This is a genomic window from Pseudomonas sp. FBCC-B35 (assembly GCF_059133755.1).
In genome coordinates this window covers 1800713-1827529 of the sequence record NZ_CP101439.1, presented here as the reverse complement: position 1 = coordinate 1827529, position 26817 = coordinate 1800713, and the positions used below count along the sequence as shown (strand labels likewise).

Genomic DNA, 26817 nt, shown 5'->3' with positions numbered 1-26817 from the left:
TAGCGAATGTGTTGCTCACTACCCATTTGACCCCAGCCCTCCATACCACCGCGCATCGCAGCAGATCGTGCCGCAGGTGACATGCTGTTCAAGTCGGTCATGCCACCACCTCACACTCAGGCCAGATCAACTGCGCCTCACGCAGCGCGCCGGCACGGTCCAAGCTCTGCTCCATCAGCACCATCTGGAAGGCCTTGGGGCCTACGATTACTGTCCATACGCGCTTCATGGGGTCACCTTCAGGCCTTGGGCCTCAATGGCGTCCCGCACAGCGGGGGTTGGCAGCATTTTTCCTACGTTGGTCCGCCATTCAGTAGGCAGCTCCACCACCACGGCGGCGCGGGAGGCCTGCCAGATCAGGAAATAGATTGAGTGGGGATGGATCAGCTCGTTTTTGCACCACGCAGCGAACTCTGCGTAGCCCGGATGGGCTTCGATTGACTCCTTGACCAGCGAAGGCAGATCTGCGCGCATCTTGTTGGTGTCCATCAGTGCTTCTCCTTGGCCATGGCGTTCAAGCAGGCTTTGCAAGTGACGCTGCTCCGCTCGGGGGTGAACTGACTGGCCTTGACCAGCCGTCCGCACTTCACTGCGACAAGACCCAGGTAGGCCATGCGGTGCCACATGTGGATTCTGTTCATCACACCCCCTCCCCAGCCGGCTGCCCGGCGCGCTTGATGTTCAACTTGGCCAGCAACTGCGCTCGGGCAGCGGCTGCGGCGGTGGGGATGCCCTGGACCTCCAGCAGGCGCACCTGGCGTTGAGCGGCGTACTCGTCCGCCAGCTGCGCAGCGCCCTTCTGGCTGTCGTGGCCGATGCCGGTGGCGATCTTGCCGTCGAGGGGTTTTCCCTCCTGGGCGCGGCGCAGGACGATGGCGTAGGCGCGGTCGAAGCGCGCTTGCAGACCCTTGTCGTTCTGCTGGGCGGCGCGCAGGTCGAACAGGCCGGTGGCCACGGCGGCGATCTTCACGGCCTCATGGCTGTAGGTGCCGATCAGGGCCTCGACCCAGGCAGCGGCCGGCGCCGGCATGCCGAAGTCTTCAGGGGTTGGCTGGCACATGGCGATGAACTCGCCCACGCTCGGCGCGAATGGCTTCTTGAGCTTGCGGCACTTCTCGATGCCGAATTCGATCTGCTCGATCGTACGGATACCCTCGCAGGCGAATTCCTTAATCCACTCCTCCTTGGCGGCGGCCAGGGCCTCGGTGGAGGGCCACGCCTGGCGCCAAGCCGGGAAGATGCCCCGCAGGCGGCGGAACAGGTCGTTGACGACCTCGGCTGTCTCCAGCGACACGACCACGGGGCCGCTATGCAGCTCAGGCGGACGGTTGGCCATGGCGGCCATCAGTTGGTTGGCTGATTTCATGGGCGCACCACCAGGTTGTTGGCCCACTCAGTGCTATCGAAATCAGGCTCGCTACCCTGGCGCTTCACAGGGAACGGTCGAACGTTGCTTGCAGTCGCCACGTCTCGCTTCACCCACTTGACCAGCAGGCTCACCCAAGCTGCCTGCGTCTCGAAGCGGCCAGATGCCGAGTAGTGGCAAACGAAAGCGGCAGTCGCTTCATCGGTGAACAGGTCGACTGGGATGCCCATGCGCTTGGCGTAGGCCTTCAGCAGCTTGTCGTCTGGCTTCCACTCAAGGTCCATCTCGGTCGGAAGCTTTGGGTCAACGCCGAGTTCCTCGCCCGCGCGTTGTGTGTTGTATTCTTCCCTTCCATTCCCTTCCCTTCCGGGGTCAACCGGTCGACGACCAGTCGACGACTCCTCGGCGAATTGTCGACGACCACTCTCCGAGTCATCTGCGTTTTCAGCTGGTGGCGCGGGGTATTTGAAGTTCTTCTTCTCGATCTTCTGGTGCTTCCAGCCGCAGACGTGCAGGTAGTTTTTACCGGATACCCAGTAGCTCATGGTCAAACCGGCGCCCTCCAGCTCACCCAGCAAGCCGCTTACCTGATCGGTGGTGATATCGTCACCGGGAAACACCAGGGCCTTGATCGTGCGAGCAGCCAGCGGGTGATTGCCGCCGTCATCACAGAAGTTCCAGAGGCCGATGAACAGCAGGCGTGCAAGTGGCCGGCAGGACATCACCTGCTCGCTCGACCAGAATTCGGGCTTGATAGTACGAATGCGGGCCATCATTGGACCTCCAGGTTGTACTGTGCCCACTGGCCGGCCACCCAGGTGACGCCCTTGGGGGTGAATTTGGTTTGATTGAAGGCGTGGCCGCTGTCGCTTGTGCCGGTCTTCACGTCGAAACGGCCGGCGTCGATGTGCTGCTGGTAGGCCTGCCATTCACCACCCATGCGGTACATGATTCGCTTGTCGAGCAGGAACTCGCGGAAGCGGGCCTCATTGGCCCTCAGCAGCTTGGCGGTCTGGCGGAAACCCTTGAGGCCGGTCGACTGGACGTACTTGTCGACGAACTCGACTTTCGGGACAGCGATGGCTAGGGCCTGTTGGGCGATCTGCTTCTGCTCCACCTCGTCAGCCCAAGCGCGTGCGGCGGCAACAGGGTTGGAGAAGTCAGGCAGGGTTGCGATAACGCGAGGCGCTTCGAGCGACTTGAGCTTTTCGAGGACACTGCGGCGAACCGACTTTGATTCGCGCATCCCGACCAGCATGCACTGGTCCAGCGTTAGGTCGTAAGTGGCTACCTGGTTGCCGTACACGGGGGTGTAGTATTTTTGCACCCCCTCAAGCTCGCCTCCCAGCTCGTCCTCAACCCGAGAAAGAAACTGGTCATTGCGCACCTGGGGCTCGCCTGCAGATTTCCTGGAAGCGTTGATCAGATCTCGCAGCTCAAGGCTGCTCATCTTGCGCGCCACGAAATCTTGGTTAGCATTTTGTGGCGCGAGGGCCACGGTATTGCTTTGGATGGTCTGGTGCATATATGATGACCTCACACAAGCGTTACGAATGCAGTACAAAGAACCGGGCGGCCACCCGGTTTTTTTGCGCCTGCGGTTTGGGTTTTGCTGTGTTCAACGGCAGTTCCTCATGAGTCCCTCAGGGGCTTATTAGCCCTTGCGAAACGACCGAACATTGCTTCGGCCAGGCTCGGTTCTCGTCATCCTGTTCAGAGCCTCATTGATGATTTGTGCCGCCAGTTGCTCTGGGGTTAAGCCCTTCTGTCTGGCGAGAAATTCCAGATCTGAATTGCCCTTCCCGTCGAGCTGGATTCCCAGCTCTTTGCTTTCTGGCACAGGGCCTCCTCGGCCACTTCAGGCCACGTCAGTGTTCGCGTTAAGCTCTTGCATCATCTGGTCGAGACCGCGCTCCAGAATTTCCCTGGCGAGCACAGCCTTTTGCGTGCGTTTGAATCGAGCCATGGCCGAGAGCAAATCGTCGGCAGCCTCATCCAAGCGAACCTTGGTGGGCTTGTTATGCAGGTGGTCGGGGTCGAAGTACGACACGGTGGGTTCCTTTGTGGTTGAAAGTGGTTAAGCAGCTGTTTTCTTGATGCTGGCGCTGGACTGGGAAGCTTCATCCTTGGCTTCTTCCTCCAGGGCCTTGAAGACGTCCGGGCGGGCTACGCGCAGGAACATCATTCGGGCACGAGGAATGCCGTGCTTTTTCCAATCGCTCACCGATGGCGGGCGCACCTCGCACAGCTCGGCTACGCGAAATGTCCCGCCCAGGGCTTCGATAATTGCGCTGGGGTTCATGCCTGGTATCTCCGGCTGGAATCTTAGGCACAGATATTAGGCATACCTTTTATTAAGGTCAATAGGAATACCTTAGATGCATGATGTTAGGCTGGCCTAATGAGCACACTTCAAGAACGACTCCGACAAATCATGGCCGGGCCGCCTAAGGTTTCGCAGGCCGCGCTGGCGCGCGCCTGCAAGGTGAAGCCGCCGTCCGTTCACGATTGGCTTTCTGGCAAGACCAAGACAATTGAGGGACAGAACCTGCTCGCTGCGGCGGACTTCCTGCGTGTCTCACCCACGTGGCTTGCAACAGGCAAAGGGTCGATGAAGCGTGGCGTGGCAAAGGATGAAGAGGCCTCAAACGTTGAGTTTACGCTGCAGCCAACAAGGGCCTTCACGTACCCAGAAATCAGCTGGGTTCAAGCCGGCAGTGCCAGGGAGGCGATCGACATGGGGAATGTAGCGCTGTGTCCGCAGCATACTTCTGACGTCTGGGCGGGCGAAGACGCATTCTGGCTTCGGGTTTCTGGCAATTCCATGACCTCTCCATCAGGCACCTCTTTCCCCGAGGGAACCCTGATTCTGGTAGCTCCTGACATCGAGCCTCGCTCTGGTCAGTTCGTTGTGGCCAGGATGATCGATTCGAACGAGGCCACCTTCAAGCAACTAGTGCGGGATGCTGGTGACCTCTACCTGAAGCCGTTGAATGATTCTTACCCGACCAGAGCTGTTGACGACACTTGGGAGATTGTCGGGACTGTGGTTGATGGGAAAATGTCTAAGTCTGTATTCATGGTTTAACGGCTTTCTAAAAAGCCATTAATTTCAAAGGGATGGGAAGCTTCATGGACTTAAACTTTGATGATGCAGTCAGGTTTCTCACTACCAAGACAGCAAATGCCAACTGCCCATTTTGTGGCAGCTCTGGGTGGTTGGTACCCTTCAAAAATGATGATGCAAGCAAGGCCTATATTTATTCTGCTAATCAGGTTCGAGGCGGCCAAGAGATCTTTATTCTCAGCGTGGAGTGCAGTAATTGCGCATTCCTAAGACCACATAATGCAAGCGTCATAGCGGCCTGGCTAAAGGAAAACCCAGGGGGCAGCAGCGATGAGCACCTATGAGCGTAAACTCTTTGGTGCGCAGCACCTGCCGCCAACTCGGTACCAAAGGGCTGAAATTACCCGGCGACAGGCGCATACTACCCCTATGAACGAAATCACTCGCGACGAACTCAATGCTAAGCTCGAGGCAACCGAGGCTAGGATGGATGCTCGAATAGAGGCCGTATCTTCTAAGATCGACAGCTTTCTCGCAGCTCAAGCGGCGATACAGCTCGAGCGCGATAAAGCTCAAGCAGAGCGTGACAAGCGCTTGGAAATGCTTGCCGAGCGAGCGGCTAAAGCAGCAGAGGGAGCTGAAGAGGCCGCAAAGGTTGCAGCCACGGTCAAATCCAATTACTGGGCTGCTGTGGGAGTCCAGCTACTAGCTGTGGTAGCTATTCTTGTAGGCGCTTACTACGCGAACCAGTCGAACGTACTCGGGGCAATGCAAACAACCATGGCTGCATTTGACTCAGGGAAAGGCTCACAAAGCTCTACACCTCCCGAGTCGGTAGCATCCCCTCCTCCAAAAAAATAAACCAGTCAGCAGCCCGCCTTCGAGCGGGTTTTTTATTGCCCAAAGAAAAAAGTTAGGAATGCCTATTGACTCCAAAAGAAGGAATGCCTAATGTTCACATCGCCGGGCGGCACTACACAGCCCCTCGACAGGCCCTCAAGCCGACCGCTCTTTAACAACCAGCGCAACAACCAACAGACCGCATTGCCTCTACCGGCGACCGGCGATCAGACAGCCCCGAAAGGCTGCCCACGACAGGGAGAACCCTGTACGGCTGACGAAGGTGAAACGCCTGAACCGAGAGAACGACCCGGGCATGCAATGCGCCCCGCCACCCCGGCGGTAATGGGACAGAACGATTTACTGATGCCGGCTCGCTGAGCCGGCATTGGAAATCAACTGGAGTAACACGACATGAACCGCAAGCAATTCCGCAAAGCCCGCGTCGCCGTGAAGTCCGACCGCATCAACAACACCTGCAACTGCCTCGTTCCGGGTTACGAAAAGGCGCTGATCCTTGAGCTGATGCACCGCCCACGCTCCTGGTGATTTCACTCGCAGCCATTCCTATGAGTGGCTGCTGGGAAATCAACCCGAGGGCATTCATGTGAACAAAGAAGAAATCTACGACGACCAAATCAGCCCGTTGATGCAAAGCATCATCGGCATCTGCCGCGAGCACGGCATTGCAATGATCGCCAGCTTCAACATCGCCCACGACGGTGAAGGCCCGAACGGCGAAGACTGCTCCCGCCTGACCTGCACCTCCCATCTGCCTGATGGTGAAGGCGCTTTCGATGAGCGCTTCAGTAAGGCCGCGCTGGCGATTCAGAAAAGCGCACCGCACCGCATCGGTATGAACATCACCACGCAGCACGCCGATGGCACTCGGACGCTGACTGCGGTGATCTGATTTCACTGGCTGGCCTTGCCGACAGGGCCAGACGGGAAATCAACCCCACGGAGCAATTCAAGATGACCACGATTATCGAAGACCGCTTCGACAGCGGTGCCAAGGTAAGCATGGAAATGGACAAGGACGAGGGCGAGCTCTTCGTCTTTCACTGCCCGGCAGGTCAGGGCTGCAAGGTCAGTAAATGGCCTCTGGATAGCTACCACATGCCGATCGCGATGACCCATTACGAGCAATGCATGGAGCTGGAGCGCGCAGCCTTCGAAGCAAGCGCCACGACAGCCTGTCGTTAACTGCCCGATGCCCTGCTCCCCATCGCAGGCTGCATTGGGGTGTGATCTGAGTACCGTCTCCCCGCGCGAGAGCAATGGGCGGCAAACGTCATACAGATCACACCCCGATGCAGACACATCGTAAAGCGCATGACCGTGACCCTTACAAATCGTAAGGCTCACCCAGCCGAACTTTATCGGCATCCCCTTCCCTTCACATACGACCGCATTAGGCAGGCGCCAGGCCACCTTTCACGGTGGGTTTAGTCACCCGCGCCTGACGCCTGAACAATGCGGTCAAGAGGACAACCCATGCACCAGCCACCAGAACCATCTGGCGTAGGCCACTGCCTGCGCTGTGAAAGCTGCATTGAAGAATCTGAGCAGGTCGGCGGTATTTGCTTCGAGTGCCAGCCAACCGAGGCCGGCGAGCAGCCAGCCTTCCCGGTTCAGGCCAGTGAGTATGGCGGCCACGGCACATGCTTCGGCTTGACCATTCGCGACTACTTCGCGGCCAAGGCGCTACCCATTGCCTGGGCCGCATTCGACGGCGGTTACTTCGACGCTGGAGAGTGGGACAGCATCAACCGCGGTGTTGCCGAGTGCACCTACCAGATGGCCGACGCCATGCTCGCCGCCAGGGTGAAGCCATGAGCGAGCTTGGATATTGCGAAGGTGACACCTGCGGCCGTGAAGGCTGCCAAGGCGTCATCGAATCGCACGATGTAGAGAACTGCAGCTGCCACATCAACCCACCCTGCGGCGCGTGTACCGCGCCTCGCGGCTACTGCGAGTCGTGCGGTTGGGAGGAGTCAGAAGACCCAGCGCCCGAGCCAGAGCCAATCAGCCAGAAGGAAAAGGACTTCTGGAAGGCACAGGCCGAAGAGTGGGAGCGCGCCAGAAATGCCCCGTTGGACAACACAAAGGTCAGCTGGCGATTCGTTCCCCACACCAACGCTTCAATGATCAAGGAAGGCGTCTATCCCGAACACATGACCCGCGAGGAGGTTGAGCGCGAGGTTCGCGGCACCTTTGGCGGCCGCTTCGAGCGATTCGGAAACGGCCGCTTCAAGTACATCGCATACACCGACTGAACCCACCACCTGGAGGCGACCATGTCCGCACTTCAAGCAGCACAATGGCGGTACGACCATGCTGAGCCAGCCGACGACTCGGCCTATCAGGAAGCGGCGCAGCAGTGGATCGAGAGCAACGCTGAAAGCCTTGTTGGCGGCTGCGACGTTCTGATCCCGCAGCGCTTCGGCGCTCCGGTTGGCGTCCGTCAGGAACAGTTCGTGGCCAGGCTGGCCGATCACCTTCGCGCTCTGCAAGAGGCTGAGAAGGACGACCTCAACGCCCTGGCCCTGCTGCTGCTCCAGGCGCAGGCCGGCGGGCCGGTGAAAAGCATGGTCCCCGACATTCTCGGTCCAAGCGATCACGTCAGCGGCAAGCTTTTTGAAATTGCCGAGTCGATGCTTGAAGGGTACGCCGAGCAGGGCGTGCAGCACGAAGCTGACTTGGCGAATGAGCTATGAGCCCTCACTGCTTGGCTGTCAGCGCCATCGAGGCCGCCATCGAAACGATGCTTCTGCCGGGCTCAGGCCCAGTAGAGGACGCCAAGGCCGAAACCCTGGTGGTCGCCTACTTCTCTCTCCTCGCCATCGATGACGTGGAGTTCAAACACTACTGCGAGCGCATTCGGCGTATTGCCGTAAGGCGCAAGGAGGCTGCGTGACTACTCCCGTTTTCCCAACGCTCATCGACGAGCAGATCGCCGAACTGCCTGAGTCGATGGCCTTGCCAAATGGTCAGGTGCTGATGGTCTTCAAGGGACCGACCATGCACGATGCCATGCAGGCTGCCGCCGATGGCTTCATCGCCAATCCAGAGGCCTGGCACTGTCGAGCTTGCCTGTGTGGTGAATGGACAGTCGGCTACCAGGTGCAGCTGTGACCCGCTACCAGCGCGCCCGCCGCCTGGTCATCTGGCGCGGCTCCTTCTCTGCCCTATTCGCCTGCACCGCCTTCATGCTGGCCAGCGCTCTGGCTGGCTCTATCACCCAATAACCAACTTGTCAGCGCCCACCGCATGGATGGCGCGGGAGAAACGCATGTCTGAAAAACAGCTCGCCGTGAAGATCGAGGAGATTAGCGAAGCGAACGCCCCTGTCCTCTATGTAGCCGGTGGCCTTCAGCAATTCATCGATCTGGTAAAGGGTGAGGTAGAGGGCGAGGTGCCTGACCTCAAAACCCGCAAGGGGCGTGAGCGCATCGCTAGCCTGGCTGCCAAAGTCAGCAAATCAAAGACCGCGGTGGAGAAGCCGGGCCGCGACTACCTGCGCCGTCTAAAGGAAATGCCAAAGGTGGTCGAGGCCGAGTTGCGCGATTTCGTGACGAAGATGGACGCCCTGCGGGACGAGACGCGCCGACCACTCACCGAGTGGGAAGCAGCCGAGGATTCTCGGATTGATCGCCACAACGACCGGCTGAACTGGTTGAAGACGCTGGCAGATGACCTGGGCGAACTGAGCTCGCTGCACATCAAAGGCCTGATCGCTGAGGCTGAAGGCATGCAGCTCGGCGCCCACTGGGAAGAATTCGAGGCCGAGGCCGCAAACGCCAAGGAAAAGATTCTGAACACCTTGCGGGCAGCGCTGCAGAAGCGCGAGCAGATCGAAGCTGAGCAAGCCGAGTTGGCCCGTCTGCGCCGCGAGGCAGACGAGCGCGCCGAGGCCGACCGTATCCGCCTAGCGCAGGAGCAGGCTGTGGAGGCCGAGCGCCAGCGTGTGGCCCGTGAGCAGCAGGCCGAGCGCGATGCCGCCACCCGCCGCGAGCAGGAACTGATCGAACAGGCCGCAGCCCAGCAGCGCGCCATCGAGCAAGCTGAGGCAAACCGCATCGCCGCCGAGCAGCGTGCGGAGCAGGAGCGCCAAGATGCCGCGCGCCGGGCTGAAGAAGCTGCCGAGCGTGCGCGCCAGGAAGAACGCCGCCGGGCCGATGCCGCCGCTGCCGAAATCCTGCGGCAACAGGAAGCCCGGGAGCGCGACAAGAACCACCGTGCCAGCATCAACCGCGCCGCCCTGGAGGCCTTCGTCGCCGGCGGCATGACCGAGGAATGCGCCAAGCAGGCTATTACTCTGATCGTCCAGCGCAAGATCCCCAACATCGCCATTTCCTACTGAGGTCGCCATGAGCCAAGCAGTAGCCATCATCTCGCAGGACATTTACGCGCAGCGGAATCAGTTCGCTAACGTACTGACTGACCGCTCGCTTAACTTCGAGCGCGAGGCCGAATTCGCCATCCAGGTCATCACCTCGAGCGAGTACGCCACCAAGGTCGCCATGCAGAACCGACAGTCGGTGGCCAACGCGATCACCAACATCGCTGCCATCGGCATCAGCCTGAACCCGGCCAAAAAGCAGGCCTATCTGGTCCCGCGCGACGGACGCATCTGCCTGGACATCAGCTACATCGGCTTGATGGACCTGGCTATGGCGACCGGCGCCATCCGCTGGGCTCAGGCCGAACTGGTCTATGCCGCCGATGCGTTCAGCTTGAACGGTTTCGACAAGCCGCCCACCCATTCCTACAACCCATTTGCCAAGGATCGAGGTGAGGTGATCGGCGTTTACGTGGTCGTGAAGACCGCCGACGGCGACTATCTGACCGAAACCATGAGCATCGAGGATGTGAACGCCATCCGGGATAGATCGAGCGCCTGGAAGGCCTGGGTCAGCAAGAACAAATCCTGCCCTTGGGTCACCGACCCGGGCGAGATGGCCAAGAAGACCGTGGTGAAGCGTGGCTACAAGTACTGGCCGAAGACTGAGCGCCTGGAACAAGCGATTCACCACTTGAACACGGACGGGGGTGAGGGTCTGGCCAGCATGGCGGGATCGGCGCCGAACGATCCGGAGCTAGCGAACAGCTGGATCGCTCTGGCGCAGAAGGCAGGCAGCCTTGAGGCGCTGGCCGATGTGTACCAGCAGGCCACGGAAGCCATGAGACAGGCGAAGGACAAGGTCGGCCATGCCCGCTTTAAGGCTGAGGTCACCAAACGCGCCGACGCGCTCAAGGCCCAGGCAGCGCCAATCGAAGGTGAATCTGAGGAGGTGTTAGATGGAGCAGCGTAGCGCTGAATGGTTCGCGGCACGCCTTGGGTGTGTCACCGCAAGCCGCGTGAAGGATGTGATGGCTACCGGACGCGGCAGCGCGCCGTCGGCCACCCGCAAGAACTACATGATGGAGCTTCTGTGCGAGCGGCTCACCGGCCAGGCTGGTGGCGCTGACCTGTCGCGCAATGCCGCAGTACAGCGCGGCGTCGAGCTCGAGCCGTTCGCGTGCATGGCCTATGAGGCTGACAAGGGTCTGATGGTGGTTGAGACCGGCCTGGTCATGCACCCGCGCATCGCACACTTCGGCGCATCCCCTGACGGCTTGGTCGGCAGCGATGGCTTGCTGGAGATCAAGTGCCCCAACACGGCCACCCACATCGTCACGATTCAGTCCGGCCGCCACGATACGCAGTACGAGTGGCAGATGCTGGCGCAGATCGCTTGCACCGAGCGAGCCTGGGCCGATTTCGTCAGCTACGACGATAGGCTGCCCGAGCAGCTGCAGTACGTGTGCCACCGCTTCGAACGTGACTTCAAGCGTATCCGCGACATGGAGGCCGAGGTGTCGGCGTTTCTCGAAGAGCTCGCCGACCTGGAGAAGGAGATGCGCGAGCGGATGAAGGAGGCAGCATGAACCCATCAATCGACTTGGAGGCAGCGAAAGCTGCCTTCTTCTCCTCTGGCGGCCAGCTTGTCGTGCTGGAGGGATTCACCTACCAGCCGTTTCGGCAGCGCAAGCACCCTGAGCCGAAGCCGAAGCGTTCCAGCCCGCGCCACGAAAAAGCGCTGAGCAAGCAGAAGGCTGCGGCCAGGGAGCGCGCCGCCAAGGTCGCCGAACTGGCCAAGACCATGAGCTGCGGCCAGGTGGCAGAGCTGCTGGGCACGACCAAAGGCGCTATGTGGGGAATCGCTGCGAGGGAGGGCTTCAAGTTCTACTCGCCGCCGAAGAAGGTCAGGCCAGAGAAGGCAGTGATTGACCAGGCAGCGGCCGACAGGCGAGTCGCCGATCAGATCATCGCCCTGCGTGATTCAGGAGCATCCAGGTGCAGGGTCACTGCCCAGCTCGGCATTGGCGACCGCAAGCTGCAGCGGATAATCGCTGCATTCGACATCGACTTCCCGCTCAAGCGGTGACTGGAGTAGCGGATGAGCGATCAAGGCGAACACCCCAGCGTTTACTACGATGGCCGCCAGTGCCGGCGCAACGGCGCAAGCAAGCTGGCCAGCCCCTTCAACCCCACCACATTCCACGGCGCATGGTTTCTTGCCGGCTGGAATGACATGGACCTCGAGATTGAGCAGAAAAATCCGAAGCGCGCTGCAAAGAACAAGGCGGCGTGAGCACCTGAGTATTCCCCCAAGCGGCCTGCAGGAGGTCCAGCATGGCAACCCTATTCGATGCGCCAGCGCGAAAGCCGGTGCGCAAACTGTACATCACCCGCAGCGGCGGCCAGTACCGGCCTGATGATGTGGCCGTGGCCTTTGCGCTGAGCCTGCGCTTCGACGACAGCGCCGATGCAGTGCGCAGCCTGGCCCGGCGCCTAGTCGACAAGGTCTGTCTGGAGCACCAGCCGAACCTGAAACGTCTATCCCGCGAGCCGGACGACGCCAAGGTCTTCGACGCCGCGCTCAAGATCATCAACCGGGTATGCGACCTGCTCGACATCGGGCCGGGCACCCGCTTTGTGCGCAATGGAGAAGATGATGGCTCTGACGCCGAAGCAGCGTGATGACCGGCGACGAGAAAAGCAGGAGCGATTGGGCGAACAAGATCTGCGCTTGAAGGTCACCGCCACGCACGCCGCCCAGCTCTCGGAACTGATGCTCTGGGGCGAGATGGCCGAAAGCAGCGAGGCGCTTACCCTGCTGATATACAACGCCCACAAGCTCGGTCGGGACAAGTTTCCCTTCTTCGCCGCCGGCGCCCGCATCGAAATAGAAAGCGATCAGCACATCAAGTCCGAAAGAGCCGAGATCAGGCTCATGGCCCGGCGCGGCACCGTGCAGCAGCTCGACACATTGGGCGAGTGGATCAACGCCATCGACCGCAGCTTCATTGTTCGCCTGCTGATCGAGCGCGCCCATGCACTTGGGCCGATTCAAACCCTCACGCTTCTCGCACTACCTCCGCGCCACGATTTCGTTATCAGCAATTCCGTGGCGCGCGCACTGGATCAATGGCGAATGCAGCGTGAAATTCGTGCCCCGGACATCAGGCTTGGCGCAGATCCTGACGACAAAGGCTTGCTACTGATCGCAGAGCATGAGCATTGTCAGTCTTTGAACGAGCGAAGCCCATGAATGTGATCACGCATTGCGCTTGAGATTTCGTCTTGAGCATCAATGATCCGATTCCATTCATTCGGAAACTCTTCACCCGCATCTGTGAAGTACACATGGTTCTTCTTCGAAGTGATCAGATTTTTCTGGAATGCAGCTAATTCAAGAACAAACCGATTAAACGCCTCTCTGACTTTCACATCGGCAAGAAGATCCACGACTGCTTTAAGATGAGCCAACTCCCTATCGAGCTCATTACCTGTGATTTTGGACCTTAGGAATAAGTCAATCGAGGCCTGTACCGAGAGATACTTTTCCTCAATGGATTTACGTCTATCAGATTTCTCAGCGCGACGAGCAGCGATGTCAGCACTGATCGAATTTAGGGCCCACTGAACAGCCATGCCGGCAATTACCGCAGCGCCGGAAATAAATGCGACGGTAACCTTGGTTAGCTCGTCAGCCATTCTCCAATTCCTTCTGCTGTGTAGTCACCCGTAATACTCCATCCCAAACCAAATTGCCACCATGCCGCCACCAGCACGGAGGGCGGCGCATGCTCGGGAGATAACCCATGCATCCAGAATGGAGGCCGGTTCCCGGCTTCGAGTCATCCTACCTGGTCAGCTCCCAAGGCCAGGTCAAATCGGTAGCCCAAGGCGCAGGCCGAGTGCCTCAGCGTCTGCTGAAGCAGTTTGCCGACCGGTGCGGATACATGAAGTTGGTGCTCTGCACCAAGGGCCAAAGGACCAATGTCTATGTCCACCGCCTCGTGGCGGAGGCGTTCCTGCCAAACCCTGATGGCCTTGCTCACGTCAACCACATTGATGGCGCCAAGGACAACAACTGCCGTGAGAACCTCGAATGGACCTCATCCGGCGAGAACAACATACATGCATGCCGAGTGCTGCTGAAGCGCGTGCGCCCAGTGGTGGCTGAAAGCACTAGCGGCCCGGTATCGCTCTGCTACCCGAGCATTCGCCAAGCCCTGGAAGATGGATTCCATCGCGGATCAATTCAGCGATGCATCGAAGGTCGGCGCCGTCGTCATGGCGGTTATCGCTGGCATGACTGCCTGCCAATGAAGGCGTAAAGAGGAGAAAGCCATGAGCCAGTTCTACCTTCAGGACAGCCGCAGCAACACGGGTGACGGCCTCATGTTCTGGGCCCTTGGGGGCGGCTACACCACCAACCTCGACAAGGCCGAGCTGTTCACGCAGGAGCAGGCCTGTGGCCACCGGGAAACAGACATTCCCTGGCCAAAAGATTACGTTGATGCCCGCGCACATCTCGGCGTCGACCACCAGTACATCTGCCTGGACGAAGCCCGCAACCAGCTGACCCCAGGTTGCACCGTTGTCCTGCAGATCCCAGGTCACTGGAACGGGAACGGGAACGACATTGCCCTGGCCAGATGGCCAATAGGCCACACCTTCCGGTTCGAGAAGGCACATCACCTCACCCTTGATGCGGCCGAGGCAATCGGCAACACCCCAGAGGAAGCAGTGATCTGGCCATTGGCTTACCTAGAAGCCAAGGCACGGCGCCTGGTACACAAGCGGGATGTGAATATCAAAGAGGCCCTGCAAGGTACCGGCATTGAACTGGTGGTTCCTCGAAAGCAACGCAAGCCTTGGGAGCGACCGCTCAATTGCCACGGCTGCGGACGCTTCATCAGCTGGGACGGCCGATTCCTCAACGACTGCCAGAACTGCGGCGCGAACAACTGCCCCTGACACTCCGGCGCTGCCCGCCAGCTCTTAAACGAAAACGCCGCCCTATATCGGCGGCGTCGATGGCAGCAGAAAAATCAGGGCGTAAAGCCCTTGTCCTTGCTCCGATCTGGCTTAGGGATGTCCCAGAGCTTGTCACTGGATTCCTGCTGCGCCTTAGCTTTCTGCTCGTCTTCTGACTCAAAGCATCCGCTCAGCGACAGCGCAGTGACGGCGACAAGGATTGCGCCGATGATTGTGCGTTTCATGAGGTTCCTTCCTGAGAAATGGCCCGGCGTTATATCAAATATCGACTCCCTCGGCAAAACATGGCGCTGAGCCAGTAGCCAGCGCCTTCCCCTATTCAACGATAACGCCTCCCCGGCGAGGATCGCCCATGAACATCTACCGCCACACCTTCACCGCCGTTTGCCCAAGCGATGCGGAGGTGATCGTCTATAACCTGGAGATTCGCAGCCAGTCGATGATCCGCGTGGAGCACATCAAGACCGCCATCGCGCTGATCAAGCAGGGTTGGCACGAGCAGATCGCCGACCAGTTGGCCGAGCGATTCGGTGGCGACCAGTTGATCAAGGCGGTGCATCAGGGCGTCGAGATCGAAACGGTGAGGCTGAGCGGATGATTCACTACCACGGCACGCCGATCGGCGGCTCACGGCAAGACGCGGCGCGGCTGCTGGCCGGCCGGCACGCCCTGGTGCCGTTCCCGCGGCAAGACGACATGGGCATCGTCGCCGAGGCCTGCCAGTCGTTTGTTTTCGACAACGGCGCGTTCACCGCTTGGAAGAAAGGCGGCCAGGTCGATGTAGATGGCTACACCCGCTGGGTGGATGACTGGCACCGGCACCCCGGCTTCGACTGGGCGCTGATCCCTGACGTGATCGACGGCGACGAAGACGCCAGCGACCGACTGCTCGAACAATGGCCTAGCCACCTGCCCGGCGTGCCGGTCTGGCACATGCACGAGTCAATCGAGCGCCTGCAGCGCCTGGCCCAGTCCTGGCGCATGGTCGCCTTGGGCAGTTCAGGCCAGTGGCGTTCACCGGGCACAGCAGCATGGTGGAAGCGTATGGGCGCCGCAATGGACGCCATCTGCGACGACCAGGGCCGGCCGCAATGCCGCCTGCACGGCCTGAGAATGCTTGACCCAGCAATCTTCCAGAGCCTGCCGCTGGCATCTGCCGACAGCACCAACGCTGCGGTCAACGGCGGCAGCATAAGCCGCTTCGGCATGTACACCCCGCCGTCGGCCGGCCAGCGCGCCAGCGTGATCGCCGACCGAATTGAGGCACACACAAGCGCACCTATCTGGCATAGAAATGCCCAGGTGGAAATGGCGTTGTAAGCCGAAGCCTCGTGGGCAGTCGTCAGTCCCACAAAGCTTCGTTAAGCGCTCAACGTATATCCATCGTGGTCTTTGCAACCACCACGTCAGAGTCGTCGAACCAGACAACACACCACTTCGTTTGGTCCATGAAGTAGAAGCTCTTTTGTCTTTCGGGCCTGCCCATGAGTCCGCGCTTCCCCCAACCGCCAAGCGCTTCTTCACCGACGATTTCAGTAACCTCTTCAAGAGTCATGCCGACCTTGATCATGCTGTCGCTCAAGTTGTAACGCACCAATATCTCCTTAATCCGGCTCCATGCCGTGTAACACGAATACCCCACTTCCACTGATCACGCCACCCCGGCGAGGGCGGGGCCTGCACGCAAGGACCACAACATGATCTGATCGCACGAACCTATGATCGCCAAAAGTATTCATCGGCTTAGGGGCTGTGCGAATGATGGAATCCCCGTCACCCTTCATTACCATTTGCAACTGTCAAGAAAGCATTTTTTCGCACTAAATAACAATGTCTTCGATCTTCCTCGTCATACCACGTGGAAATCGCGAAGCTCTGCGAATTACGACGCCCGCTTCTTACGACGTACTCTACAACCACATCGAAGTCATCCCACTCGTCCAGCCCATTAATCCAGACTTCCGCAGAATCCCCGCTGAAAAGTGGATCTATGTGCTTCGGCTTTATTTTGCGCCTCTCGTAGTGGACATTGAGCACCACGTGCTCACAGTACTCACCGAGGTTTTCGACCTTTATAACGCAGTAGAAATCATCATCCCTCCATCCAGCGTCATTAGCGCTGAGCCTAATCAGGGGCTCTAGCGAGCGCTCATAGTTTCTAAGGGACACCTCCTGTGCGACCGCGATCTTACTTTGCTGATCTACTGAGTTCTTCAATTCCTCAGTCTGCAGCTCGAGAGCCTTAGTTCCTTGCTTAAGCTCCTCCCCTTGTTGCATGTACCCGAAGACCAGCCAAATTAGAGCGAGCGGCCCTACGGCCCCGGCGAGAAAATCTCCTAACTCGTTCAAGCTCAACTGCTGAAACTCGCCCCATCTAATGGCTACTAGCGGCGCAATTCCCGCCACATAGATGAGTGTCAAAAAGGTGATTTTTTTCACCGACTGATCCCCTCCTGGAAAGCGGCCAACTATAGCCGCGAGGTATCCCCATGCCCACAGAAAACCGATCCAGCAACACAGACATCGCTGCGCAGCTGAACCCGTGTCCGCACTGCGGTCAGCAAGACGCTTTCGTTGAGCAGCTCGACAGCGATGCCTCTGTCGTCATCTGCCAGGGCCGAACTGACGAGTACTCAGCCTGTCTTGCTCGAGGTCCAGTCGGAGTTCAGCAGCACGAATGCGAAGACCAGCCAGGCCATGACCAGGCAGTGAAAGAGTGGAACAAGCGCGCAGCAGCTGTGCCCCACCCCGACCCTATAGCCTGGATGGTTGGTACTGCCTTCTGGTGGACCAAAGAAGAGGCAGAGAGGGATGCGGCGGAAACTGGGCTGCAGATTGTTGGGCTGGGGCCGATGACTGGCCCTGGCGAGGTGGCGCGAAAGTCCGTGAAACGCTACGACCGGGACGAAGTATTCGGCCACAGTGACGTCGAAATTACCGTTCCTGGCCTTCTGCACCATGACCACGGACCGAACTTAGCCGAAGCCCTGGCAAGACTTGCTTACCGTGTGGCCCAGTTCCACAAGCTGGACGCCCCTTCGCTTGCCGATCCTGTCGAGGTTGAGCGGCTGCGCGAAAACCACCGTAAGCATGCAGCGCGCTTGATTGACGAGCGTGGAAGGCTGCGCGCCCAGCTCGCCGAGGCGCAGGCTCTGCTACGCAAAGTGCGAGAGTTCGGCTGGACCAATGTCGCGCCTGAGGAGCGCGCAAGGGTTCGTGCAGAAGTTCGTGATCATCTATCCGCCAGCACAGAGCCGCAGGTGAAGTCGTGAAGACGCACTTCGCACCATTCACCGACCCGGAAGACGTTGAGCAAGCACCCTGCGGCACATGGCTAGGGGAATCCTCCGAACTGTCTGGCGACTGGGCCAAGGTCGATTGCCGAAGGTGCCATAAGCGCAAGAGCAGCATCACCAAGGCCATAGCGGCCGAGGAACACGCCATCGTCGAGCAGATGGGCGATATGGCTGCATACATGCGCGGACAAGTCTAACCGTCCAAGAGAACATCTGTACTCCATCCCACTGTAACCCCTCTCCCCTCTATTCACTGCCGCGATATGGCGGCCAAGGACGAAGTCATGCCTGAAGAAAAGCAACTGATTCAGCCTGTAGCCGTTGAGCGTGATGAGCACGGTTTCTGGACTCACCCAGCGTGGCCATCCACGGAAGAGGAGTTGATTCCTTATGCGTGGTTCCATGATCGCGGCCTGGACGTAAAGGAGGTTGAGTTTGAGTACGACGCACCCGAAACCCTGCAGGCAGCCTGGTACCACGACGGCACGGCAGATTGCACCAGCTGGAATCCTTCGCAACCGACGGGTGATGGCTGGTTCGTCTTTTCCATCCATGACACCGAGGACGGACCGATTTGCGTGTGGGTCCGCCACAAGGTGCGCAGATGACCCGCCTCGCCCTCTGCCTCCTGCTGCTGGCCACCCTGGCCGGCTGCAAATTCGAGGTCTGCATCGACGCCTCCGGCAAGAACTGCAGCCAGGCACGCGCCAGCACCTGCGAGTTCAACGCTGACACGCGGCGCCATCTCTCCCCGCACGAAACCCAACCCGAACCTACACCCGCTCTGGCGCCTGGGCGCTGGATTGATGAGAGGTATGAGCTGTGAGCCAATCGAACGTAACCGCCGCCGAGCGCACCGTGCTTCTCACCGAAGACCGCGCCAACCGCGTCTACATCGCCGGCCCCATGACCGGGCTGCCTGAGTTCAACTTTCCGGCGTTTCACGCCATGGCAGCAACCATGCGTGCCGAGGGTTGGCACGTTGAAAATCCGGCCGAGCACGGCCACGTCAACGGCGCCGAATGGGCCGACTACCTTCGCTTCGATATCGGCCGACTCTCGACCTGCGAAGCGATGATGCTGTTGCCAGGCTGGTCTCGGTCGCGCGGCGCTCGCCTTGAGGTGCACATCGCCAAGGAGATCGGCATGCGGATTCTGCTTGCCGCCAGCGCCGAGGCGATAGATACCCCGGAGGCAGCATGATCGAGCAGCTCACCCTCCACGAACTTGAGGCCGTGCTTAAGGGCGTAAAACCAGCCGACCTGCGCGGCGGCGAGACCATCGCCCAGTACCTGCACCGCGAGATCCAGCGCCTGGCCAAGGAGCGCGACAGCCTGCGCGAGGATCGCGACGGCATGCTCAATGCCGGCGCCCACCTGCTCTAACCCATCCCACTACTACTCAAGCCCGCCGACACGCGCGGGCGAGGATGACCCATGGCCATTTTCATCTGCTCATGCACGAAGCTCAGCAAATGCCAGTCGCTTGGCGATCAAGTGCGTGTGGTTGCCATGCGCCGCGGCAATGGCTGGCAAACGATCCGCGACGACCTGGCGCGCCTGGCTGAAGAGTGGTTTGGCCGCGAGCCGGCCAGGACCAGAAGCGAGATGCGCGCCGTATGCGAAGAAGTCTTCCGCACCAACTGACCAACCTGCCTCCACCGGCGGCGTGGAGACCATCCCATGAATCTAGTCGACTGCTACGTTACGAAGATCCTCAGCGAGCCATACCGTATGTTCGGCCATTGGTGGGTCGATGTGGAGTACGACAGCTGGGGCAGTCCCAGCAAAACAAAGCTCATGTTCCGCACCGAGGAAGCCGCCCGGGCGGCGAAGGTCGGGCACCACTTTCTGGCGTGACCCGTCTATATAAAGGAGACACCCAATGCGACACTCAGAAAACATTGATCGCTTGCTCCGCCTGGACGAGGTGCTGCACGTCACGGGCATGGGTCGGAACACCGTCTATCGAAGAATCCGTGAAGGGACGTTCCCGAAACAGGTTAAGATAGGGCCCAATTCGGTCGCCTGGCGACAGTCGGACATCACTCAGTGGATGACCTCTCTAACCCCCAGCGACGACCAATCAGTACATTGAGCAGTACACTGGAAAGCCAGATCGCGCTCAAGCCCTTATCCCACCAGCTTTACAGGTTCACCAGTGGAAATCTTCAAAGAATTTACGTTCGAATCCGCCCACCGCCTTCCCCATGTGCCCGAAGGCCATAAATGCGGGCGTCTACATGGGCATTCGTTCAAGGTCGGCCTTCATCTGACGGGTCCACTCGATCCGCATACCGGCTGGATTCGCGACTTCGCCGAAATTAAGGCGGTGTTCAAACCTATCTACGAGCAGCTCGACCATAACTACCTGAACGACATCCCTGGCCTGGAAAACCCCACCAGCGAAGTCATCGCCAAATGGATCTGGGATCAGGTCAAACCGTTGCTGCCAGAACTGTCCAAGGTGCGTATCCACGAGACGTGCACCAGTGGTTGCGAATACAGCGGGGACTGAGCCCGTAGGCAGGCTCGTCAAGCGCTGACGCTCACGCCCAAGCCCACGCCCACAACGCCTAGCCTTGCCTGGTCCGGCGTCCTGGGGGCCCAGCAGCGAACCTGCCCCGATCCAACTCCACCCGATCAGCAGCGGGCAGCCGTCTCCAGCACGTGAATCGTTAGCGAACCGTGCTGTCCTTGCTGGCCCGTGATCAACCGACGGCCATGCTGGGGCCACAGCAACGTCGCAGGTCCGCCGCTCAAGTGCTGCAACTGCACATTGAGGACAGATGTACCTTCGTCCAAGGTTTTGGGATCAAGTCCTTCGAGCTTCCAGAGAAAGTCCGGAAGCGCTCGCTGGCTGGTCCAGCGCTTGGCCAGGCTTGTCGTCCAACCGCGCTGCTCTCTTAGGGTAAAGTCGAGGCGCCTGCCGTGACTGTCGAGCGGCCATAGCTCATAGACATGGCTGTTCCCATCGCTGTAGGCGGCAAACCAAAAGTGGTCGCATGCCATGCGAAATTCGGCGATGTTCCAGCGATTCCCAAAGAAATCATTCGTCTCGACCACTAGCCCAGCTCTGGGAGACCACTCACTGCCTTCGTCGAACCTTGCCGTTACCAGGCCTCCTGCGGTTGATTCACCGTCAGGCCGCCACCAGGCACGTCCAATGAAGCTGTATTGAGGCTGAAATCTGTACCTGGCACGCGCCTTTTCCAGCGCCGTTCCCCAAGCCCACTCGCGAGCCTGATGACCATAGTCGAGAATCTCCAGTGCTATCCGGCCAGGCTCGCCGCGTACGGTATTGATGAGCGATGCGTCTGCTTCTTTATAGCGCCTTACGCGATGCCCTTGGGCATTCTCCAGAATCAGGTTGCACATTCGCGCACCGCGCTTGATACCGGCGTAGTTCATTGCCTGCACCGACCATAAATGGGTGGGATTGGAAAGACGCGGCTGCCCGGCGCTTGGCTCATTCTCGCGTTTGACCGCAACGTACCCCGACACCGTAGAGGGATTGTTGTAGAGGATACGGTTCAACGGCCGCCACCCGCTGTCGTAAGGCCGGATTTCGTAGCACAACTTCGCCCCATCCTCCCCTGAGGCAGCAACGTAGGCACCGAACCAGAACAGCTCGCCATACCGGTGGCCGTCCTTGGTGTAGTCCTCTGGCGCCAGTTGCAGTGGCCCCTTTCCCTCGGGCTCAGCTCGCCAGTAGTTATACCAATGATCGTTGTGGATACCGGCCCCGCCGACGTGAAGCCACATAGGGGCAAGCTTGTCCTGGTAGTCCCACCATCGATCCGGCTGAATCAGCTCGTCGGTCAACTGCCACCAGCAGCGGGCAAGAAACGAGAGTTCAGGATGATAAATGTAGTCGGTCATGATGGCTCACTCTTGGGTCGCAATGTGAGCTAAACGCTAAGCAACGCCGGCCGCGCATTGCAGAAGGAAGCGCTCTACATCAAGAATGTCGAATCGATCGACCTGAGTTCACCCCGCTGGCACTGACCGAGGTCCCCCTTGAATCGCAAGCTCGACGCTAGTGGAGGGCCAAACAGCGAAGTAGAGGAGAAGACGACTACTCCAACGCGCTGTTGAGAAACGATGGCGCGATGTAGCGCTGGTAATGCGCCTCTGACAACAGAAAGAACTCACGATCAATCGCATCGCGCAGTTGCGGCAGTTCCCAGTCGCGGAACTCGGGCAGCAAGGCCATGCCGTAGGCCTCCAAATCCCGAATCATGCGCGCGCCCCTGGCAATGAGCTGGTAGGCCCAGCAGTACTCGGACTGCTGCTCGACATACCGTATGGCACGCTGCTCCAGTTGCTGGCGCAGCACGCCTTTGTCGAACACCTCAAGCTTGGCCATCATCACCTGAACCAGCAGTTGCTCCAGGCGTAACCAAACCGCGCGTTTCTGCGCATCGTCGTAGCCATTCCAGTGGATGACCTCATGGTGGAAACGCTTGCATCCCCGGCATACGGTGTCCCCATAAACCGTGGAACACAGGCCGACGCAGGGCGTTTTGATGGACTTGTTGGACATGAAATACAACGGCTTGAAGGTGGAGTACGCGGCCATGTTAGCCCTTTGTCTAACCAGGGTCACCCGCTAAAGTCATCATCGCCGCCTTACCTTCCAGCGATTTATACCGTAGAATCATCCGGCCTTTTCGAAGGCAACAATGTCCGTTGGAAGCTGTTTTCAAAGCGTCACGAGCACAGTTGATCCGGCAGAACGACGTTGGTCCGGGCCTGCATCCCCGCAGGCCCGAGCCAGCCCTCATCAGATACTCGTTCTGCAGGCGTAAAACTTTGAAAGCAGCTTCCGCAAGGATTTCTTGCGACCCTGGCCAGGCGGCCCAAGAAGCCATGACGGCGCATGGGTGCAAGGAATGCTGGATGAGCGTCCCGGACCCCTTAAAGGGGCCACTGATGAGGGAAATACTGTGCTTGAAGCCTACCGCAAACACATCGAAGAGCGCGCCGCGCTGGGTATCGTGCCCCAGCCGCTGAACGCCGAACAAACTGCAGGCCTGGTCGAGTTGCTGAAAAACCCGCCGGCCGGCGAAGAAGCCTTCCTCGTAGACCTGCTCACCAACCGCGTACCGCCTGGCGTCGATGAGGCGGCCTATGTCAAGGCTGCTTTCCTTTCGGCTCTCGCCAAGGGCGAAGCCACTTCGCCGCTGATCGATCGCAAGCACGCCACCGAACTGCTGGGCACCATGCAGGGCGGCTACAACATCGAGACGCTGGTTGTGCTGCTGGATGACGCCGAGCTGGGCGCCGTCGCGGCCGAGCAGCTCAAGCATACCCTGCTGATGTTCGATGCCTTCCATGACGTGGCTGAAAAAGCCAAGGCCGGCAATGCTCATGCCAAGGCCGTGCTGGAATCCTGGGCCGCCGGCGAGTGGTTCACCTCGCGCCCGGCCATCGCCGAGAAATACACCCTGACCGTGTTCAAGGTGCCTGGCGAAACCAACACCGACGACCTGTCCCCTGCCCCAGATGCCTGGTCGCGCCCTGACATCCCGCTGCACGCCCTGGCCATGCTGAAAATGGCCCGCGACGGCATCGAGCCGCAGCAACCAGGCTCGGTGGGCCCGCTGGCTCAGATCGAAGCAGTCAGGGCCAAGGGCTACCCGGTCGCCTACGTGGGTGACGTGGTGGGTACCGGTTCTTCGCGCAAATCCGCCACCAACTCGGTGCTGTGGTTCTTCGGCGACGATATCCCGTACGTGCCAAACAAGCGTGCTGGCGGTTTCTGCTTCGGCACCAAGATCGCCCCGATCTTCTACAACACCATGGAAGACGCCGGCGCCCTGCCGATCGAGTTCGACTGCACCGACCTGGCCATGGGCGACGTGATCGACGTCTACCCGTTCAAAGGTGAAGTACGCCGTCACGAAAGCGATGAGCTGGTAACCACGTTCGCGCTCAAGACCGAAGTGCTGCTCGACGAAGTGCGTGCCGGTGGCCGTATCCCTCTGATCGTCGGCCGCGGCCTGACCGAAAAAGCCCGTGCCGAGCTTGGCCAGGGCCCATCGGACCTGTTCAAGAAACAAGAGCAGCCTGCCGACACCGGCAAGGGCTTCACTCTGGCGCAGAAGATGGTCGGCCGTGCGTGTGGCCTGCCGGAAGGCCAGGGCGTTCGCCCAGGCGCCTACTGCGAGCCGAAGATGACCACCGTGGGTTCCCAGGACACCACTGGCCCCATGACCCGTGACGAACTCAAGGATCTGGCTTGCCTGGGCTTCTCCGCCGACCTGGTGATGCAGTCGTTCTGCCACACCGCGGCCTATCCGAAGCCAATCGACGTCACCACCCACCATACCCTGCCAGACTTCATCCGCACCCGTGGCGGCGTGTCGTTGCGCCCAGGGGACGGCATCATCCACAGCTGGCTGAACCGCATGCTGATGCCCGATACCGTGGGTACCGGTGGCGACTCGCACACCCGCTTCCCGATCGGCATCTCCTTCCCTGCAGGCTCCGGCCTGGTAGCCTTCGCTGCCGCCACCGGCGTCATGCCGCTGGACATGCCAGAGTCGATCCTGGTGCGCTTCAAAGGCAAGCTGCAACCTGGCATCACCCTGCGTGACCTGGTGCACGCCATCCCTTACTACGCCATCCAGCAAGGCCTGCTGACCGTCGAGAAGAAGGGCAAGAAAAACGCCTTCTCCGGTCGCATCCTTGAAATCGAAGGCCTGGACGAACTGACCGTCGAGCAGGCCTTCGAGCTCTCGGACGCTTCGGCTGAACGTTCGGCTGCCGGTTGCACCATCAAGCTGCCGGAAAAAGCCATTGCCGAGTACCTGAAGTCCAACATCACCCTGCTGCGCTGGATGATCGGCGAAGGCTACGGCGATGCACGCACCCTGGAGCGTCGCGCCCAGGCCATGGAAGCCTGGCTGGCCAACCCTGAACTGCTGTCGGCCGACGCCGATGCCGAATACGCCGAAATCATCGAAATCGACCTGGCCGACGTCAAGGAGCCTGTGCTCTGCGCCCCGAACGACCCGGACGATGCTCGCCTGCTGTCCTCGGTACAGGGTGAGAAGATCGACGAAGTCTTCATCGGCTCGTGCATGACCAACATTGGCCACTTCCGCGCCGCTGGCAAGCTGCTGGAAAAGGTCAAGGGCGGTATTCCGACCCGTCTGTGGCTGGCCCCGCCGACCAAGATGGATGCACACCAGCTGACCGAAGAAGGCTACTACGGCATTTACGGCAAAGCCGGTGCGCGGATGGAAATGCCGGGCTGCTCCCTGTGCATGGGTAACCAGGCGCGAGTTCAGACCGGTTCGACCGTGGTGTCGACCTCGACCCGTAACTTCCCGAACCGCCTGGGCGACGCCACCAACGTGTACCTGGCATCGGCCGAGCTGGCTGCGGTGGCTTCGATCATCGGCAAGCTGCCGACCGTCGAAGAGTACATGCAGTACGCCAAGGACATCGACAGCATGTCTGCCGACGTCTACCGCTACCTGAGCTTCGACCAGATCGCCGAGTTCCGCGAAGCGGCCGCCAACGCCAAGATCCCAGTGGTCCAGGCGTAAGCCAGGCAGCCATCGACTGGCTGCATGAAAAAAGCCCCGGCAGTGATGCCGGGGCTTTTTTTTGCCATTTCAAACGGTCGGGCACCTGCTAAAGACCTGCAGACGCCTTCGTGAACGTGACCAGGCGGCGGCGAGCACGCCTGTCAGAAGCTATCACCAGGAACGCGCACCCAGCCTTCCATCAACACGCGAGCGCTACGACTCATGATGGCCTTGGTCACCGACCACTGCCCATTGATCAGGCGTGCTTCTGCACCAACCCGCAGGGTGCCCGATGGATGCCCGAAGCGTACTGCACTGCGCTCACCGCCGCCTGCAGCCAGGTTTACCAGTGTCCCCGGGATGGCCGCCGCCGTGCCGATCGCGACTGCAGCAGTGCCCATCATCGCGTGATGCAGCTTGCCCATGGACATGGCGCGCACCAGCAAGTCGATATCTTCCGCCCTGACCTGCTTGCCACTTGAGGCGAGATAGGCATGTGCCGGCGCCACGAATGCTACCTTGGGGGTATGCTGGCGGGCGGCAGCCTGCTCTACATGCTCGATCAGCCCCATGCGCAGCGCACCATGGGCCCGTATCGTCTCAAACCGCTCCAGGGCAGCCGGATCTCCATTGATGGCATCCTGCAACTCCATACCGCTGTAGCCAAGGTCGGCTGCATTGAGAAACACCGTTGGGATACCGGCATTGATCAACGTAGCCTTGAAGGTGCCAACCCCTGGCACCTCCAGATCGTCCACCAGGTTACCGGTAGGGAACATCGCCCCGCCTTCTCCATCGTCGTCGGCAGCCGGATCAAGAAACTCCAGCTGCACTTCGGCGGCCGGGAACGTCACGCCATCAAGCTCGAAGTCGCCGGTCTCCTGCACCTGACCGTTGTCCATCGGCACATGAGCCACGATGGTCTTGCCGATGTTGGCCTGCCAGATACGCACCGTGGCGACACCGGTGCCGGCTAACTGCGTGGGGTCTACCAGGCCACTGCCGATGGCGAACGCACCTACTGCCGCGGAAAGGTTGCCGCAATTGCCACTCCAGTCCACGAAAGGCTTATCGATACTGACCTGGCCGAACAGGTAGTCCACATCATGATCAGGCCGCTCGCTGGCGGACAGGATCACGACCTTGCTGGTGCTGGACGTTGCCCCGCCCATGCCGTCGATCTGCTTGCCATAGGGGTCGGGGCTGCCGATTACCCGCAGCAGCAAGGCATCGCGTGCCGGACCTGGCGTTTGCGCTTGTTCCGGCAGATCTTGCAAACGGAAGAACACGCCTTTGCTGGTGCCGCCACGGATGTAAGTGGCCGGAATCTTGATTTGAGGTGCATGTGCCATTAATTGAAGCCTCTTGGAT

At 59.9% G+C, this 26817-nt stretch carries 47 protein-coding genes and 1 pseudogene; 33 read left to right on the top strand and 15 right to left on the bottom strand.

The genetic code is table 11. From position 1 onward, the window contains the following. Positions 1-97 precede the first annotated feature (97 nt). The 8 genes from NMB38_RS08340 to NMB38_RS08305 form a co-directional block, all read right to left on the bottom strand. Entirely contained in the window at positions 98-229 is a 132-nt protein-coding gene (locus NMB38_RS08340; protein WP_267880089.1) for a hypothetical protein, read from the bottom strand. Then, the gene (locus NMB38_RS08335; protein WP_494354964.1) at positions 226-489 is read right to left on the bottom strand and encodes a phiTE_015 family protein; all 264 of its coding nucleotides are present in this window, start codon (positions 487-489) and stop codon (positions 226-228) included. The genes NMB38_RS08340 and NMB38_RS08335 overlap by 4 nt, the downstream gene beginning before the upstream one ends. Then, on the bottom strand, positions 489-641 hold the full coding sequence (locus tag NMB38_RS08330) for a hypothetical protein (RefSeq protein ID WP_494354963.1): 153 nt from the start codon (positions 639-641) through the stop codon (positions 489-491). Before NMB38_RS08330 ends, NMB38_RS08335 begins: the two co-directional genes overlap by 1 nt. Further along, positions 641-1366: a replication protein P gene (locus NMB38_RS08325; protein ID WP_494354962.1), complete on the bottom strand. Its 726-nt coding sequence runs from the start codon at positions 1364-1366 to the stop codon at positions 641-643. The genes NMB38_RS08330 and NMB38_RS08325 overlap by 1 nt, the downstream gene beginning before the upstream one ends. After that, the gene (locus tag NMB38_RS08320; protein WP_494354961.1) at positions 1363-2142 is read right to left on the bottom strand and encodes a DnaT-like ssDNA-binding domain-containing protein; all 780 of its coding nucleotides are present in this window, start codon (positions 2140-2142) and stop codon (positions 1363-1365) included. The genes NMB38_RS08325 and NMB38_RS08320 overlap by 4 nt, the downstream gene beginning before the upstream one ends. After that, on the bottom strand, positions 2139-2891 hold the full coding sequence (locus tag NMB38_RS08315; RefSeq protein WP_494354960.1) for a phage antirepressor KilAC domain-containing protein: 753 nt from the start codon (positions 2889-2891) through the stop codon (positions 2139-2141). Before NMB38_RS08315 ends, NMB38_RS08320 begins: the two co-directional genes overlap by 4 nt. Positions 2892-3224: 333 nt before the next feature. Further along, positions 3225-3416, bottom strand: a complete 192-nt coding sequence (locus NMB38_RS08310; RefSeq protein WP_064314396.1) for a hypothetical protein — start codon at positions 3414-3416, stop codon at positions 3225-3227. Between the two features lie 27 nt (positions 3417-3443). Continuing rightward, positions 3444-3668, bottom strand: a complete 225-nt coding sequence (locus tag NMB38_RS08305) for a helix-turn-helix domain-containing protein (protein ID WP_404697831.1) — start codon at positions 3666-3668, stop codon at positions 3444-3446. Positions 3669-3767: 99 nt separating this feature from the next. Between NMB38_RS08305 and NMB38_RS08300 the strand changes: the two genes are divergently transcribed. The 17 genes from NMB38_RS08300 (at position 3768) to NMB38_RS08220 (ending at position 12874) form a co-directional block, all read left to right on the top strand. Next, a complete protein-coding gene (locus tag NMB38_RS08300) occupies positions 3768-4454 on the top strand; it encodes a LexA family protein (RefSeq protein WP_404697832.1) in 687 nt (228 codons plus the stop codon). A 408-nt stretch (positions 4455-4862) separates the two neighbouring features. Further along, positions 4863-5294 (top strand): hypothetical protein, encoded by a 432-nt coding sequence (locus NMB38_RS08295; RefSeq protein ID WP_404697833.1) that lies wholly within the window; start codon positions 4863-4865, stop codon positions 5292-5294. A 393-nt stretch (positions 5295-5687) separates the two neighbouring features. After that, positions 5688-5822, top strand: coding sequence for a hypothetical protein (locus NMB38_RS08290; RefSeq protein WP_256127438.1), 135 nt, complete (start codon positions 5688-5690; stop codon positions 5820-5822). 58 nt (positions 5823-5880) lie between these two features. Continuing rightward, positions 5881-6186, top strand: coding sequence for a hypothetical protein (locus NMB38_RS08285; RefSeq protein ID WP_494354959.1), 306 nt, complete (start codon positions 5881-5883; stop codon positions 6184-6186). A gap of 62 nt (positions 6187-6248) precedes the next feature. Beyond that, positions 6249-6479 carry a hypothetical protein gene (locus NMB38_RS08280; RefSeq protein ID WP_494354958.1) on the top strand — a complete coding sequence of 77 codons (231 nt, stop codon included), beginning with the start codon at positions 6249-6251 and terminating at the stop codon, positions 6477-6479. Between the two features lie 291 nt (positions 6480-6770). Continuing rightward, positions 6771-7112, top strand: a complete 342-nt coding sequence (locus tag NMB38_RS08275; protein ID WP_494354957.1) for a hypothetical protein — start codon at positions 6771-6773, stop codon at positions 7110-7112. After that, positions 7109-7552: a hypothetical protein gene (locus tag NMB38_RS08270; RefSeq protein WP_494354956.1), complete on the top strand. Its 444-nt coding sequence runs from the start codon at positions 7109-7111 to the stop codon at positions 7550-7552. The genes NMB38_RS08275 and NMB38_RS08270 overlap by 4 nt, the downstream gene beginning before the upstream one ends. A gap of 21 nt (positions 7553-7573) precedes the next feature. Further along, positions 7574-7993, top strand: a complete 420-nt coding sequence (locus NMB38_RS08265) for a hypothetical protein (RefSeq protein ID WP_494354955.1) — start codon at positions 7574-7576, stop codon at positions 7991-7993. Further along, a complete protein-coding gene (locus NMB38_RS08260; RefSeq protein WP_494354954.1) occupies positions 7990-8193 on the top strand; it encodes a hypothetical protein in 204 nt (67 codons plus the stop codon). The genes NMB38_RS08265 and NMB38_RS08260 overlap by 4 nt, the downstream gene beginning before the upstream one ends. Further along, the gene (locus NMB38_RS08255; RefSeq protein ID WP_494354953.1) at positions 8190-8411 is read left to right on the top strand and encodes a hypothetical protein; all 222 of its coding nucleotides are present in this window, start codon (positions 8190-8192) and stop codon (positions 8409-8411) included. The genes NMB38_RS08260 and NMB38_RS08255 overlap by 4 nt, the downstream gene beginning before the upstream one ends. A gap of 157 nt (positions 8412-8568) precedes the next feature. After that, positions 8569-9639 (top strand): hypothetical protein, encoded by a 1071-nt coding sequence (locus NMB38_RS08250; RefSeq protein WP_494354952.1) that lies wholly within the window; start codon positions 8569-8571, stop codon positions 9637-9639. A gap of 7 nt (positions 9640-9646) precedes the next feature. Further along, positions 9647-10591, top strand: a complete 945-nt coding sequence (locus NMB38_RS08245) for a recombinase RecT (protein WP_027916443.1) — start codon at positions 9647-9649, stop codon at positions 10589-10591. After that, on the top strand, positions 10578-11207 hold the full coding sequence (locus NMB38_RS08240) for a lambda exonuclease family protein (protein WP_494354951.1): 630 nt from the start codon (positions 10578-10580) through the stop codon (positions 11205-11207). Before NMB38_RS08245 ends, NMB38_RS08240 begins: the two co-directional genes overlap by 14 nt. After that, on the top strand, positions 11204-11707 hold the full coding sequence (locus tag NMB38_RS08235; RefSeq protein ID WP_494354950.1) for a hypothetical protein: 504 nt from the start codon (positions 11204-11206) through the stop codon (positions 11705-11707). Before NMB38_RS08240 ends, NMB38_RS08235 begins: the two co-directional genes overlap by 4 nt. A 12-nt stretch (positions 11708-11719) precedes the next feature. Next, on the top strand, positions 11720-11914 hold the full coding sequence (locus NMB38_RS08230; protein ID WP_494354949.1) for a hypothetical protein: 195 nt from the start codon (positions 11720-11722) through the stop codon (positions 11912-11914). Between the two features lie 41 nt (positions 11915-11955). After that, the gene (locus NMB38_RS08225; RefSeq protein ID WP_494354948.1) at positions 11956-12303 is read left to right on the top strand and encodes a DUF7740 domain-containing protein; all 348 of its coding nucleotides are present in this window, start codon (positions 11956-11958) and stop codon (positions 12301-12303) included. Beyond that, the gene (locus NMB38_RS08220; RefSeq protein WP_494354947.1) at positions 12278-12874 is read left to right on the top strand and encodes a hypothetical protein; all 597 of its coding nucleotides are present in this window, start codon (positions 12278-12280) and stop codon (positions 12872-12874) included. The genes NMB38_RS08225 and NMB38_RS08220 overlap by 26 nt, the downstream gene beginning before the upstream one ends. Here the strand turns inward: NMB38_RS08220 and NMB38_RS08215 are convergent. Next, positions 12847-13320, bottom strand: coding sequence for a hypothetical protein (locus tag NMB38_RS08215; RefSeq protein WP_494354946.1), 474 nt, complete (start codon positions 13318-13320; stop codon positions 12847-12849). The two genes, NMB38_RS08220 and NMB38_RS08215, sit on opposite strands and share 28 nt — an antisense overlap. Positions 13321-13427: 107 nt before the next feature. Between NMB38_RS08215 and NMB38_RS08210 the strand changes: the two are divergent. The 3 genes and pseudogenes from NMB38_RS08210 to NMB38_RS08200 all read left to right on the top strand — a co-directional run. Then, a pseudogene (locus NMB38_RS08210) lies at positions 13428-13517 on the top strand (NUMOD4 domain-containing protein); the annotation flags it as partial. A gap of 6 nt (positions 13518-13523) precedes the next feature. Continuing rightward, the gene (locus NMB38_RS08205) at positions 13524-13946 is read left to right on the top strand and encodes an HNH endonuclease (protein ID WP_494355078.1); all 423 of its coding nucleotides are present in this window, start codon (positions 13524-13526) and stop codon (positions 13944-13946) included. Between the two features lie 13 nt (positions 13947-13959). Continuing rightward, the gene (locus NMB38_RS08200; RefSeq protein WP_494354945.1) at positions 13960-14589 is read left to right on the top strand and encodes a hypothetical protein; all 630 of its coding nucleotides are present in this window, start codon (positions 13960-13962) and stop codon (positions 14587-14589) included. A gap of 74 nt (positions 14590-14663) precedes the next feature. On the opposite strand, the gene NMB38_RS08195 is transcribed toward NMB38_RS08200, so the two are convergent. Beyond that, complete coding sequence (locus tag NMB38_RS08195) at positions 14664-14834, bottom strand: hypothetical protein (protein ID WP_368942218.1); 171 nt, start codon at positions 14832-14834, stop codon at positions 14664-14666. A 128-nt stretch (positions 14835-14962) separates the two neighbouring features. Here NMB38_RS08195 and NMB38_RS08190 point away from each other — a divergent pair, with 128 nt between their 5' ends. Further along, positions 14963-15208, top strand: a complete 246-nt coding sequence (locus tag NMB38_RS08190) for a hypothetical protein (RefSeq protein WP_494354944.1) — start codon at positions 14963-14965, stop codon at positions 15206-15208. Beyond that, the gene (locus NMB38_RS08185) at positions 15205-15930 is read left to right on the top strand and encodes a hypothetical protein (protein ID WP_494354943.1); all 726 of its coding nucleotides are present in this window, start codon (positions 15205-15207) and stop codon (positions 15928-15930) included. The genes NMB38_RS08190 and NMB38_RS08185 overlap by 4 nt, the downstream gene beginning before the upstream one ends. A 49-nt stretch (positions 15931-15979) precedes the next feature. Here NMB38_RS08185 and NMB38_RS08180 read toward each other — a convergent pair whose 3' ends face one another. Both NMB38_RS08180 and NMB38_RS08175 read right to left on the bottom strand, forming a co-directional pair. Beyond that, on the bottom strand, positions 15980-16204 hold the full coding sequence (locus NMB38_RS08180; RefSeq protein ID WP_366548501.1) for a hypothetical protein: 225 nt from the start codon (positions 16202-16204) through the stop codon (positions 15980-15982). 179 nt (positions 16205-16383) lie between these two features. Further along, on the bottom strand, positions 16384-17049 hold the full coding sequence (locus NMB38_RS08175; RefSeq protein WP_494354942.1) for a hypothetical protein: 666 nt from the start codon (positions 17047-17049) through the stop codon (positions 16384-16386). Between the two features lie 50 nt (positions 17050-17099). On the opposite strand from NMB38_RS08175, the gene NMB38_RS08170 reads away from it, so the two are divergent. The 10 genes from NMB38_RS08170 to queD all read left to right on the top strand — a co-directional run bounded on the left by NMB38_RS08170 (position 17100) and on the right by queD (position 20423). Continuing rightward, the gene (locus NMB38_RS08170) at positions 17100-17882 is read left to right on the top strand and encodes a hypothetical protein (RefSeq protein ID WP_494354941.1); all 783 of its coding nucleotides are present in this window, start codon (positions 17100-17102) and stop codon (positions 17880-17882) included. Then, entirely contained in the window at positions 17879-18103 is a 225-nt protein-coding gene (locus NMB38_RS08165; RefSeq protein WP_494354940.1) for a hypothetical protein, read from the top strand. Before NMB38_RS08170 ends, NMB38_RS08165 begins: the two co-directional genes overlap by 4 nt. An 87-nt stretch (positions 18104-18190) precedes the next feature. Continuing rightward, complete coding sequence (locus tag NMB38_RS08160) at positions 18191-18514, top strand: hypothetical protein (protein ID WP_494354939.1); 324 nt, start codon at positions 18191-18193, stop codon at positions 18512-18514. Beyond that, positions 18511-18732 (top strand): hypothetical protein, encoded by a 222-nt coding sequence (locus NMB38_RS08155; RefSeq protein WP_494354938.1) that lies wholly within the window; start codon positions 18511-18513, stop codon positions 18730-18732. The genes NMB38_RS08160 and NMB38_RS08155 overlap by 4 nt, the downstream gene beginning before the upstream one ends. Continuing rightward, positions 18729-19109, top strand: a complete 381-nt coding sequence (locus NMB38_RS08150) for a DUF4406 domain-containing protein (protein WP_345956747.1) — start codon at positions 18729-18731, stop codon at positions 19107-19109. The genes NMB38_RS08155 and NMB38_RS08150 overlap by 4 nt, the downstream gene beginning before the upstream one ends. Then, a complete protein-coding gene (locus NMB38_RS08145; RefSeq protein WP_494354937.1) occupies positions 19106-19291 on the top strand; it encodes a hypothetical protein in 186 nt (61 codons plus the stop codon). The genes NMB38_RS08150 and NMB38_RS08145 overlap by 4 nt, the downstream gene beginning before the upstream one ends. Before the next feature lie 51 nt (positions 19292-19342). Then, positions 19343-19552 (top strand): hypothetical protein, encoded by a 210-nt coding sequence (locus NMB38_RS08140; protein WP_069017414.1) that lies wholly within the window; start codon positions 19343-19345, stop codon positions 19550-19552. A gap of 36 nt (positions 19553-19588) precedes the next feature. Next, the gene (locus tag NMB38_RS08135; protein WP_494354936.1) at positions 19589-19765 is read left to right on the top strand and encodes a hypothetical protein; all 177 of its coding nucleotides are present in this window, start codon (positions 19589-19591) and stop codon (positions 19763-19765) included. A 25-nt stretch (positions 19766-19790) separates the two neighbouring features. Beyond that, the gene (locus NMB38_RS08130; RefSeq protein ID WP_132579024.1) at positions 19791-20003 is read left to right on the top strand and encodes a helix-turn-helix transcriptional regulator; all 213 of its coding nucleotides are present in this window, start codon (positions 19791-19793) and stop codon (positions 20001-20003) included. A 63-nt stretch (positions 20004-20066) separates the two neighbouring features. Further along, positions 20067-20423, top strand: a complete 357-nt coding sequence (gene queD / locus NMB38_RS08125) for a 6-carboxytetrahydropterin synthase QueD (protein WP_033695042.1) — start codon at positions 20067-20069, stop codon at positions 20421-20423. Positions 20424-20548: 125 nt separating this feature from the next. On the opposite strand, the gene NMB38_RS08120 is transcribed toward queD, so the two are convergent. Both NMB38_RS08120 and NMB38_RS08115 read right to left on the bottom strand, forming a co-directional pair. Further along, on the bottom strand, positions 20549-21787 hold the full coding sequence (locus NMB38_RS08120) for a hypothetical protein (RefSeq protein ID WP_059183131.1): 1239 nt from the start codon (positions 21785-21787) through the stop codon (positions 20549-20551). Between the two features lie 196 nt (positions 21788-21983). Further along, a complete protein-coding gene (locus NMB38_RS08115; RefSeq protein ID WP_023536066.1) occupies positions 21984-22451 on the bottom strand; it encodes a DUF1289 domain-containing protein in 468 nt (155 codons plus the stop codon). Between the two features lie 403 nt (positions 22452-22854). Between NMB38_RS08115 and acnB the strand changes: the two genes are divergently transcribed. Next, positions 22855-25464, top strand: coding sequence for a bifunctional aconitate hydratase 2/2-methylisocitrate dehydratase (gene acnB, locus NMB38_RS08110; protein ID WP_028686940.1), 2610 nt, complete (start codon positions 22855-22857; stop codon positions 25462-25464). 143 nt (positions 25465-25607) lie between these two features. On the opposite strand, the gene prpF is transcribed toward acnB, so the two are convergent. Next, entirely contained in the window at positions 25608-26798 is a 1191-nt protein-coding gene (prpF, locus tag NMB38_RS08105) for a 2-methylaconitate cis-trans isomerase PrpF (RefSeq protein WP_490805859.1), read from the bottom strand. Positions 26799-26817: the final 19 nt, after the last annotated feature.